Raw genomic sequence first — 11,307 nt, 5'->3', positions numbered from 1 at the left:
CTTATTTGGCTTGAAAAACAGACTTTAAGTATGTTGTATTTGCACTAAAATTGTACTTTACATTGGTTGGCTGCTTTGCATCACGACTTCTTTCTACCACAAGCCATCCCTTCCACCCCATATCATCAAGCGTGTCTTTTACTTTGTTGAGATCTATTTTCGTGTCGTTTTGCAACCAAACGCCGTCCTCGTTCGTGGCGTGAATCTGAATGATGTTCTTCCTCCCCAAAATTCGAAGCTCTTGGTGCAAATCTCTACCATTTTTGATGGCGTTTGAAAAATTAAAATAACTTTTAACATGCTTACTACCAATATCTTCCAACAACTGGCGTTCAGCTGTGGCATCTAGGGCAGTTTCAATTCCTATGACAATACCCGCTTTAGCGGCCATTTTACCAACAACCTTTAATCTTTGTACAATTGGTTCGCGCAGTTCTGGGTTTTTAATCAAATCTCCTTGAACACCCAATGGTAGAAAAACAACTTTAACATTCATGGCTTTTGCCGTGTCTAAGCAATCTTGTACCATTTTTTGATAAGTTGGTCGTTTAGCAAACGATTGGGCATAAAAGCCGGTCATGGCCAGGGCGCAAATTTCGAGGTTTAACTCTTTTGCCTTATCCAAATATTCCTGCCGAACTTTTGGGTCGGCAAGTTTATTATCAAAAGTCTCTCGATCGCCCAATCCGCCCATATCAATTTCTAATCCATCGGCACCAATTTCCTTTGCAAGTGGTAAAGCACTAAGTTTCTGACGCTTTAAAATCATCAAATCAATCACCGCTACTTTGTATCGATTCGTCAATTCAGATGCCATAAGCAATTGATTTGGAATTATTAAAGCACCCGTTAAAAGCGCTGCGTTACCAATAAAGGTTCTTCGATTTTGTAGTTCCATATGGTTTATTTGCTTTTGCTTAAGGGAAACAACTTTTCCAAATTCTCAAATCCCATTAATGCATGTTTAGGTAATTTTTCCCCTTGATTTCCGAAAACATAAAGGGCATTTTCTTTTTCGATGGTTACTTTGCTTTCATCGTATTCACCAGTTTTATCCTTAACCGATGCGCCATTAAGCTTGAAGTTTTTAACCAGAAAATCATACAAAGCAATTCGTTTATTGATGCCAAAATCATGTTTATCTTCGGGAAGGTGGACGTTTTCGACCTTCGTTTTTGCACCGTAATAGCCATAAACTTTCTGAAGATAAGGGAAATCATGCTCGGGTGTTTGTGCAGTCCAATCGCTTCCATCAGAAACCAATAACTGCGGTCGAGGGGCAGTCATGGCCGCTAATTCTACATTGTCGGTTCCACCCACACACTGATGGATGGGCATACCGCTTTCGCACGGACAACCTCCATAAAAGTAAGATGACATGGCCACTACAGGTGCGCTTAACTTTATTCGATTGTCCATTGCAGTCATTAAAATACAATGACTTCCTGCTCCGGATCCACCACTGATCCCAACTCTGCTCGTATCTGTTTCTTTCAAAGAGGTGAAGTAATCTAAAATCCGTATTCCACCTAAAGTTTGAACCGTTTGGGCTAAACTGCGTCTGTGGTCTTCGTATTTAAATTGAAGCATCGATTCGCCCCAGGCAAATAAATCATAACTGAATGCCATTGCGCCCATTCTGGCAATTGTAGCACATCGTATTTGGCAATCTGGCCTGTAACGTTGTTTTTCCCAATGTCCATCAGGACTTAAAACAACAGGTATTTTACCTTTGATATTCAAGGGTTTATACAGCGAACCATTAATCCAAACACCTGGAAGAATTTCCAAAGCAATGTTTTCAACCGAATAGCCATCAAAAATTCTTTTGGCTGTTATTATGGGTTTTGCATTTGGTTTTGCAGGTAATGGCGACAGTAGCAATGCTTTGTATAACTCTGGTTTAATTTCAGCCTTCCGTTTTTCCCAGCTTTCTTGATCGTGGTATTTGGTCGCCAAAGCATCCAAATACGACCAACCGTCCTGAACATCCCAGCGGTAGTATTCGTACTCTTTAAGCTTGTACACCCCTGGCTTTTCCTTATTCACTTTCATGTCTAAGGGCATTAGTACATTGGTTAGCGTTTCATCTATTTTTGTCCTAAAGCGCCATTCTGCATAGTTTACCCATTTATCTTTTACCTGCGCATCAGTATATTTAATCTGTACTTTGTATCGATTCTGTATTTCTTTTAAAACATCGATCAAAGGCTTTTTGTAGAGGTCATCACTATTTTGATGTTGGGCAAATCCATTTTGGAAAAATACCATCAAACTCAAAATCATCAGGACTTTTTTTAATCTCCCGATAAACTCAATCTTTAAGACTGATGCAAGCAATTGGATTGATAAGTGATTTCGGCTCATGGTTCTTCGCTTTTAGTTTCGGTAAGGATTGGAGCCGTGTAGCCGTTTAATTTTGGCCAAACACCATTTTTAATACTCTTTAACTTTAATTTAGATGGATCTACAACCACGTGCTTAATTTTTTCCCTGCGCCAGGTGTAAATGAAATGGAGCATCCCATCAGCAGTTTGAATAACGGCCGGATAAGAATATTGGCTAATGGGCGAATCTTCTAGTATCAAGGCTGCATACCACTGTTTCCCATCTTTTGAAATGGCAACATTTAAGGGCGTTCTGGCACCTTTCGCCAAATCGCCGGAAGGTAAAACATGGTTGTACACCAATACGTGTCGACCATCTTTCATGGTTACAGCATCTGTACCCGAATTGTTATTGGGTAAAGTGGTTTTGGTTAATGGCGACCAAGTTTCTCCATTATCTTCTGACCAGGATTCTGCTAGTGCCCTGTTTGCGGTTCTGGCTAAAATTTGAAGTTTACCGTTTCCATGCTGTAAAATACTAGGTTGTATCGCTTTAATTCCATTTTCTGGCAAAGGCCCGATGGTCCGCCATGTTTTGCCATTATCGTTTGTTACTTCAAAATGAATTTTCCACCCATCGCCTTCTCTACTTGATGGCGCAAAGAGATTTCCATTGCTTAATAAAACAGGCTTATTTTTTACCGGCCCAATGTTGTCATTGGGCAATTTGTTGGCTTCAGACCACGTGATGCCGCCATCTTTAGAAGTTTTCATTAATCCCCACCACTCGGATGGTTTTGGCCCAACTTTATAAAACAGCAATAAATCTCCGTTGGGAACTTGGTACAAAACCGGATTCCATGTAGGCAATCGTTTACCATCCGGCTGAATTCCATTTGCCACAGAAACGGGGGCTAACCATTTCCCTTGAACAAATCGACTCAAGTAAATTTCTACATCTGGATTTCTTTCTTTGGTTCCTCCAAAAAATGCAGCTACTAAACCTGTTGGCGTTTCGGCAATGGTAGCAGAATGACACGACGGAAAAGGTGCTTGATCGTATAGAAATTCTTGCTTCACAATTCCCTTTTGCCATTTTTCTACCTGGGCATGGGCGTAAATTGTTACTGCTAAAACAAATCCTAAGGTGATGTATATTTTTCTCTTAAACATAATACTCAGTTAATCAATATCTTATAATTCTTTCACGGCAACGTATCCCTTAATGCTCCTCTACCAAAAAGGAATAATTCCCCGATCCTAGCTCATAAATGGCTCTATTATTTTCCATTTTTATAAATTTTAAATCTTTAACAGACCTTATTTTTTCGGAAACATCGCCCTTATTATTTGCGGGGATATAAACGATAGCGGTTGTATTTGGCGGAACTGTGATTTCCCAATTAAACTGCTTGAATGTTTTTGTATAACTGCTGCTTATGGTGCCGTAAACCGAGTTGTAACTCGCTCTTACGGCATTCAAACTGCTAATCATTTCAGGTTTCATGATGATTTGTTTGAAGGCATTGTTTTGGGATTTAATTCCGGCAAGATTTTCATAATACCAGATTAATAAATCGCCCAACATCATCACGTGATTTTGAGAATTCATTTTGGGGTCAGCAGTGTTTCCATTCCAAAGTTCCCAAATGGTAGTCGCCCCGTTTTCAATCATATAGCCCCAGCTTGGATAGCTTTTCTGAGTTGCAATGGTGTAAGCGAGGTCTGGTCTTCCGTAATCGTTTAAGCAACGCATTAGCCATTGAATGCCCACTAAACCATTGCTTAAATGCCCTTTATTGGTCACCTCAACCGTGTAGGTTATATTGTCGAAAACGGCTTTTACGTGATCTTTTGGCACCATTCCGAAGTACAGCGGAATAATATTATCGGTTAATGCATTGGAAGCATAATACCCTTTATCGTTATAATATTTCTCGTTGAAAGCCCCCTTAATTTTTTGTCCCAGCATTTCGTAGTTCTTCACATCCTCTTGATTACCAAGGGCTTCTGCAAACTGAATCATTAATTGGGTGAAGTGGTAGTAATATGCTGTAGATATGAGTTCTGATGGATATTTTTTATCGGCACTTTTACCTCTACCAAACTCAATCGTTATGGGCGGCATACACCAATCTCCGTAACTGTCTTTGGTTAAAATATAATCTTTCATGTAGCGATCTTGCATGTAAGCAAGCCACTTCTTCATAGCTGGATAATTGTCTTTAACGGCAGTAAGATTGCCAGTTTGCTTATAAACCATTTCTGTAACCAGAAGCATTGCACCTGGCCAAGTCATGTTATCGCTGTAATAACGCCAAAATGCTGGTGCAACATCAGGGATTGCCCCATCTTCTTTCTGAGCATTTCTAATGTCTTGTAACCACTTGGTGTAAAACCTAGCGTTATCAAATACGAAACTTTCGCCATAAGCAACGGCACCTCTATCGCCCAACCAAGGCATACGCTCGTTTCGCTGTGGGCAATCAATCGGAATACCTTTATAACTTCCGGCAATTCCCCACCAGGCATTTTTAAAAATTTGGTTGGTTAAAGCATCAGAAGTTTCGAACGTCCCGACGGTTTGGATGTTATCGTAAATCATTTTGCCTGTAAAATCGTTCAGACTTGGTTGATAGCTGTAGCCAGAAAGTTCTACATATCTAAATCCTCGGTATGCGAAGGTGGGTTCCCAAGTTTCTGTTTCGCCTCCCTTCAACGTGTATAAATCTGTACATTTCGCATTTCGAAGATTGGCTGTAAAAAGCTCACCATTGGCTTGAAGCGATTCTGCAAAACGCATTTTTATCTGTTTTCCTCGTACACCTTTTACCTTAATTTGTAGCCAACCAACCATATTTTGCCCCATATCCAGGATATATCGACCGCCAGATGCTTTTGTGATGCTTATCGGCTTGAGTGTTTTCATCACCCGCATATTCTCGTTCATTTGTGCCTCTATGGTACCTGCTGGTTCCTGAACATATTCTGCTTTAGCCCAAAGTTTGTCATCAAATCCAATTTTGTTCCAACCTAGTGCTTCTTTGGTGGCATCATATTCTTCACCATCATATTCGTTATTGGTTCTGATTGGACCATCGGCTGTGCCTTTCCAACTGTCATCTGTATCGATGTTGGCTGTTGATCCATCGCTATATACGAGGTGAATATTCATCAGCATTTTTGGAAAACCAAATGTTTTGATTTTATAAGGCTTTTCATTTTGGCGCATAGCGAAAAAGCGACCATTGCCTAAAACTGCGCCGACTGCATTTTTCCCGTTCTGAATATAGGCTGTCACATCATAAGTGTTGTATTTTACGTTCTTGGTATAATCGGTTGGTGATGGTGATAATACATCTTCTCCCACCTTTTTTCCGTTAAGATAAAGTTGGTACAAGCCTAAGCCGATGATAGATACCATTGCAGATTTTATGGTTTTAGTGCTTTGGAATTCCTTTCTAAAATATCTGGCCGATAAGCGTGAATCGGTTTTTATGTTATCCCAAGGAAATGCCCGATCAAATCCAATCCATCCTTTTGGCCAATCTTTGTAGTAGAGCAAACCCATTGAAAATGAGTTGTTTTCAGACCATTCGCTTTGTCCGGCGGTCGTCCAAACCTTCGTTTTCCAAAAAACTTGATCACGACTTGCCAATGCTTTTCCATTATACTCGATGTTGATAGACACATTAGAATTTACTTTTCCAGAATCCCAGAAATCTCCATTATTGGCGTCTAATTTCTCTAAAGATGAAGCAACCAACACCTGATAAGCAGTTTGCATTACATTTCGTTCTTCCGAAATAATATGCCACGACAAATGTGGTTTTTGCACATCTATCCCCACAGGATTTTCAAGCATCTCGCAAGTGGTTTTCTGCAAAGAAACTTGCGCCCCTGCCCGTGCAAAGCTCAATAGGCAAATGCAAATAATCGATATGTATATTTTAATGTTCATTCAATGCAATTATTTTACTCCTGTTCATAAATCCTAATCGTTTGCTAGGGATAATACTTCTTTTTCTATTTTCTCCCCCTCATCTCAATTATTCTGCTGACTATCAGTCAAACCTAAACCCTCATCTGTGTAAATCTGCGGGTAAATAATTCTTCCTATGCGCTCTCCATAATACCTAAACTATCCTCATCTGCGTAAATCTGCGGGCAAATACTGCTGTCTCCCCTTAGCAGCTTACCTATCCTCATCTGTGTCAATCTGCGGGTAAATACTGCTGTCTCCCCCTTACCAGCTAACTATCCTCATCTGCGTAAATCTGCGGGGAAATACTGCTGTCTCCCCTTAGCAGCTTAACTATCCTTCTCTGTGTAAATCTGCGGGTAAATACTGCTGTCTCCCCCTTACCAGCTAAACTATCCTCATCTGTGTCAATCTGCGGGTAAATACTGCTGTCTCCCCATGCTAGCTTACCTATCTTAATCTGCGTAAATCTGCGGAGAAATATTGCTGTCTCCCCCTTACCAGCTAAACTATCCTCATCTGTGTCAATCTGCGGGTAAATATTGTTATCGTCCACTTAGCAGCTTACCTATCCTCATCTGTGTAAATCTGCGGGTAAATAATTCTTCCTATGCGCTCTCCATAATAGCTTTACTATCCTAATCTGCGTAAATCTGCGGGGAAATATTGTTCTCTCCCCATGCTAGCTTACCTATCCTCATCTGTGTAAATCAGCGGGCAAATATTGGTCTCTCCCCACCTACCGCCCCGTAAAATCAAAATAAAGCGTCATTTGCAATGCCCTACTCGGTTCCTTTTCAAAATCATAAAACACATGCTTCATACCCATTGGGCCAGTTGTTTCTGGTTTCTGTGTTTTTGTTCCAATTGCAGAAATCCCATTCATAAATGAAATATCACCATCTGGAAAAGTAGGACTCATATTATCATATTCTGTATCTTTCGATTTTTTTGGGGTAAACAGTCTCAAAAAGACATCCTCCTGATCCGTCACCACTTTGAACGATTGTTGCTTACCGATAAATTCGCACCAATACAGGTTTGAGTAATAGCCTTTAAACTCGGGATATTGCCATGGTGGCTCGCCTGTTGCCGAGTTGTTATAATCCTTTTTCCAAATGCCGAATTGTGTGCCTTTCATTCTGTTTTTCCAAACCCGGTAAGGACCATTGCCCTTATATTCAACCGATTGTATTTCAGTTTCTGGATAAGAAAAATTCAAACCCACGAAGGTGGCGAAGTAGCTAGATGGAAAATATTTGACGTCCATTTTGAGCCAACCTGAAGGATAAATTGTCCACTGCAAAGCATTAAAGCTCTCTTTTTTATCAAATTTAGATTCAATAATTAAGTTATCGCCATCCATTTTAGTGGAGAAGTTTTTAAAATTATTTACACTTTCTTGTACAATTGGGCCATTTGAAAAAGGGATAATCCCCCTGAGGTTTCTAACCTGTTGCAACAAACCTGTTGTTCGATCAAATGTATAATCGATGCCATTTGCCGACACATGATAACCTTGAGCATCTTGCTTTAAAGTTACCTTTGACGAAGCTGTTTTTTTTACGAGCTTTTCAGCATCTTCTTTAGGCAGTTTGATGGGGAAAGTCCAGGTGTAAATCTCCCGCCCTTCGGGGCCTTTTGCACTTAAATAAAAAACATCAAAATTCCTCCAATCTGAAGGGAGGCTGATTTGCAATTTGCCCTTTTCAAAAGGTTTTATATTTGGAGCATCGGCTTTACCAGCTTTAAACTCATCATCTGCAGAACCATGTAATTTTTTGAGTTTCCATTCAAATGTACACTGATTAAGATTGGTAAAAGCATAGCGATTTTCCAATACAAATGAACCATCGAAGCCTGCGGTAAACTCTCTTTTCTCGATAAAAACAGGACTCCATACCTCTTTTATGGTAAAAAAACTGCCTTCTTTTTCATGGTATGGCCCAACAATTCCATCTGGCCCGTGATTTCCATCTGTATCTAATATTCCATTTTTATCGGTACGCACCACTGCCTGATCGGCAAAATCCCACAGAAAGCCGCCTGCCGATTGAGGGTTGTTCCACATGGCATTCCAGTAATCTTCAATGCCAGCCCCATGACCACCATCCCACATGCCATGCAAAAATTCAGTTGGCATTAATATGTTATGACCATGGTCGTAATTGCCGATGCCATAGTTAAATTCGCGGTAATGAGTGGTTTCAAATCCCCCGAAAACTTCCCAAGGATGAATTAATGGACGTTTCTGAATGTCTTCTTCCGAAAAAAGATGATCCAATTCTCGGTTATGACCACCCTCGTTTCCATTTGCCCAAAAGATAATCGATGGATGATTTTCATCATTGAGCATCATTTCTTTCATCAGTTTTATACCTATTGCGGTATCGTAGGTTCCATGCCAACCAGCCAATTCATCCATAACGAATAAGCCGATTGAATCGCAAACATCTAGAAAGTGCCCATCTGGGGGGTAATGCGACATCCGAACCGCATTCATATTCATTTCTTTCATCAGCAGCACATCTGCGATGCTAATTTTCTTGCTCGTCGTTCTACCAGAGGTGGGGTAAAAAGAATGGCGATTAACCCCTTTGAATTTTATTTTCACGCCATTTACATAAACGCCATCACGCTCTTTCACCTCTATAGTTCTGAAGCCAATGTTTTTGGAGATTTGATGTATTGCCTTACCATTTTTGATTAACGTAAAGCTTGCTTTGTAGAGATTTGGAAACTCTGAAGACCATAATTTTGGGCTGGTAAACTGATGGTTAAAGGCTAATTTTTGGTTGGATTTTTCAATTGGCGTGGTAATTTTTTTTCCTAATCGTTTCCCATTTGCGTCCAAAAGTTCAACCAATAATTGATCGGCATCGCCGGTGTAGGTAAGTTGAGCGTTGAATTTTCCGTCTGCTTTAGCATCAATTTGAATTCTATCGATATGAGTTTGAGGTAAAGATTCGAGATAAACCGGTCGGAAAATGCCCCCGAAAATCCAAAAATCCGCTTTCCTTTCCGCTTCATTAACTGATGGATTGGCAGAGTGTTTAGAAACTTGAACTTCAAGTAAGTTTTCTTCACCCAATGTAATCAGCTTAGAAATATCATACCGAAATACATAAAATGAACCCTGATGAATTTCACCTGCCAGTTTACCGTTAATTTTGACTTCGGTATCTGTCATCGACCCTTCGAAAACGATGTTAATTTTACGATTTTTCCAATCGGCGGGAACCTTAAATTTGTATTTGTACAGGCCCTGTTCCTTGCCCTTATTTACCTCTTTATCAAAGCCATAATTATATTTTCCGTATCTTTGCAATTCCCAATTTGAAGGCACAGGGATGGTTGACCATTTACCTGAATTTGCGCCTTCCGTGCAATAGAAATCCCAATTAACGGTGTCGTCGTTTCCAGTTCCGGATAGATATAATTTCTCCGTTTGCTGGGCTTTTAAGGCTCCAAACATCAACATTAAAGAAATAAAGCATGCGAATCTGATTTTCATTAATTGGCTTTAAATTGATTGGTTAAGGGATTATTGGTTCTAAAAGGCAGTGCTGGCAAACCGTTACTGTAAAAATTGCCTGATGGATTTTCCGTCCAATTGTATCGAACCGCTTTTGGATTCTTAATTTCCTTTGAAGAAACCAGAACTTTACCATCTTTTACAAAGGCATCTGCATTTACAAATTCCCCATCATCACCTGCAATGGTAAAGCCGGTTAGGGCGGATGAATTGGCCGATTGCAAATGATCGAAACTTAACCATGCTTTTCCATCTGTAAAGTTTACATTTCTATAAATCGGACCAGAATATTCGATTTTTTTATGATATGTTTTGGCTAATGCCCATAGCGCTAATCTTCTACCTACTTCCCATTTGTAAGTGGGGTGCAAATCCTCGTTTGAATCTGTCAAGTCGTTTGTAGAAATCATTCCTGTGTTGGGCATGCTTAAAATTTGTGCTTGTGCTTCCCAGAATTCAGGTTCTGTATTCGCATCTACCACAACTTTTCCTGTAGTTTTAGAGTAGTTAAACGGTGCGATTTGAACATAGTAGAAAGGCAAATCTTCTGCTTTCCATGCTTTTCTCCAGCCGTTAATTAATACCTTCATTTTATAGGAATAGCTAATTTTCTCGTTCAGAAAGCAATTTGTTTCGCCTTGATACCAAAGGAAACCACGAATTTTGAATTTGGTTAAGGGCTCAATCATGGTTGGATAAAACTTGCCCGGATCGTTGCTGATTTTCTGATTTTTGAAATAACTTTCCTGCGCGAATGATTCTTCGGCAATCCATGGCTCAATGGCACTTCCTGGAATGGCCGATGAAATGATACCGATTGGAATACCTAATTTTTCTTGAACTTCTTTAGCGAAGAAATAGCCCACAGCCGAGAATGATCGCAAAGCTGAATCTTCGGCAAGCGCCCAACTTTTATGGATGGAATCGGGCTTACTTAATTGTTTACGATTAACTAAGAAAATCCTGATTTGGTTATTTTTGGCGCTAAGCACCTCATTGGATGGAAAGCCTAGTTTTTCATTTTTAGGCTTAGGAATTTTTGCCAACTTCCGCATTGCATACTCCATGTTTGATTGACCAGAGCACAACCAAACTTCACCAACCAAAATATTGGTTAATTCTATTCTGTTTGAGCCTAGAATAACCATTTTTTGCGGCTTTGCAGATGTTTTTAGGGGTGACAAAACTACCAACCAATTACCCTTTTCATCGGTGAGGGTTTGTTTTTTTTGGCCGGCAAATGAAACCTCAATTTTCTCGTTTGGTGAGGCAAAGCCCCAGATGTTAATGGGCTTATCTCTTTGCAAAACCATATCATTTGATAGGATTTGTGGCAATAGAATCTTCGCACTGGCTGAAAATGCAAACCACGATGTGAGCGTAAATAAAAGTAAAGTAGATAAATAACTTACTTTCAACCCCTTAAAAAGAAACATTGTGTTTTCATCGATTACATCCCTCAT

The 11,307-nt window shown here is 39.9% G+C and carries 6 protein-coding genes; all 6 read right to left on the bottom strand.

Annotated features, from left to right (window positions below; translation table 11 throughout):
- Position 1: 1 nt before the first annotated feature.
- Complete coding sequence (locus DHW03_RS02965; RefSeq protein ID WP_109924243.1) at positions 2 to 898, bottom strand: sugar phosphate isomerase/epimerase family protein; 897 nt, start codon at positions 896 to 898, stop codon at positions 2 to 4.
- 5 nt (positions 899 to 903) lie between these two features.
- A complete protein-coding gene (locus tag DHW03_RS02960) occupies positions 904 to 2,367 on the bottom strand; it encodes an acetylxylan esterase (protein WP_240618452.1) in 1,464 nt (487 codons plus the stop codon).
- Positions 2,364 to 3,500: a sialidase family protein gene (locus tag DHW03_RS02955; RefSeq protein ID WP_109924241.1), complete on the bottom strand. Its 1,137-nt coding sequence runs from the start codon at positions 3,498 to 3,500 to the stop codon at positions 2,364 to 2,366. The genes DHW03_RS02960 and DHW03_RS02955 overlap by 4 nt, the downstream gene beginning before the upstream one ends.
- Before the next feature lie 49 nt (positions 3,501 to 3,549).
- A complete protein-coding gene (locus DHW03_RS02950; protein ID WP_109924240.1) occupies positions 3,550 to 6,288 on the bottom strand; it encodes an alpha-L-rhamnosidase in 2,739 nt (912 codons plus the stop codon).
- Positions 6,289 to 7,048: 760 nt separating this feature from the next.
- Positions 7,049 to 9,823 (bottom strand): glycoside hydrolase family 2 protein, encoded by a 2,775-nt coding sequence (locus DHW03_RS02940; RefSeq protein WP_109924238.1) that lies wholly within the window; start codon positions 9,821 to 9,823, stop codon positions 7,049 to 7,051.
- A complete protein-coding gene (locus DHW03_RS02935) occupies positions 9,823 to 11,307 on the bottom strand; it encodes a sialate O-acetylesterase (RefSeq protein WP_240618451.1) in 1,485 nt (494 codons plus the stop codon). The genes DHW03_RS02940 and DHW03_RS02935 overlap by 1 nt, the downstream gene beginning before the upstream one ends.

The sequence above is a fragment of the Pedobacter yonginensis genome (assembly GCF_003173595.1).
In the GTDB taxonomy this organism is placed as follows: Bacteria; Bacteroidota; Bacteroidia; order Sphingobacteriales; family Sphingobacteriaceae; genus Pedobacter; species Pedobacter yonginense.
The sequence above is the reverse complement of the archived record's forward strand: the minus strand, read 5'-3'. Positions and strand labels throughout refer to the sequence as shown.

What these genes read in the sequence shown, in the direction of transcription:
- DHW03_RS02965 (WP_109924243.1), bottom strand. Translation starts at nt 898, where the DNA reads ATGGAACTACAAAATCGAAGAACCTTTATTGGTAACGCAGCGCTTTTA.
- DHW03_RS02960 (WP_240618452.1), bottom strand. Translation starts at nt 2,367, where the DNA reads ATGAGCCGAAATCACTTATCAATCCAATTGCTTGCATCAGTCTTAAAG.
- DHW03_RS02955 (WP_109924241.1), bottom strand. Translation starts at nt 3,500, where the DNA reads ATGTTTAAGAGAAAAATATACATCACCTTAGGATTTGTTTTAGCAGTA.
- DHW03_RS02950 (WP_109924240.1), bottom strand. Translation starts at nt 6,288, where the DNA reads ATGAACATTAAAATATACATATCGATTATTTGCATTTGCCTATTGAGC.
- DHW03_RS02940 (WP_109924238.1), bottom strand. Translation starts at nt 9,823, where the DNA reads ATGAAAATCAGATTCGCATGCTTTATTTCTTTAATGTTGATGTTTGGA.
- DHW03_RS02935 (WP_240618451.1), bottom strand. Translation starts at nt 11,307, where the DNA reads ATGAGGGATGTAATCGATGAAAACACAATGTTTCTTTTTAAGGGGTTG.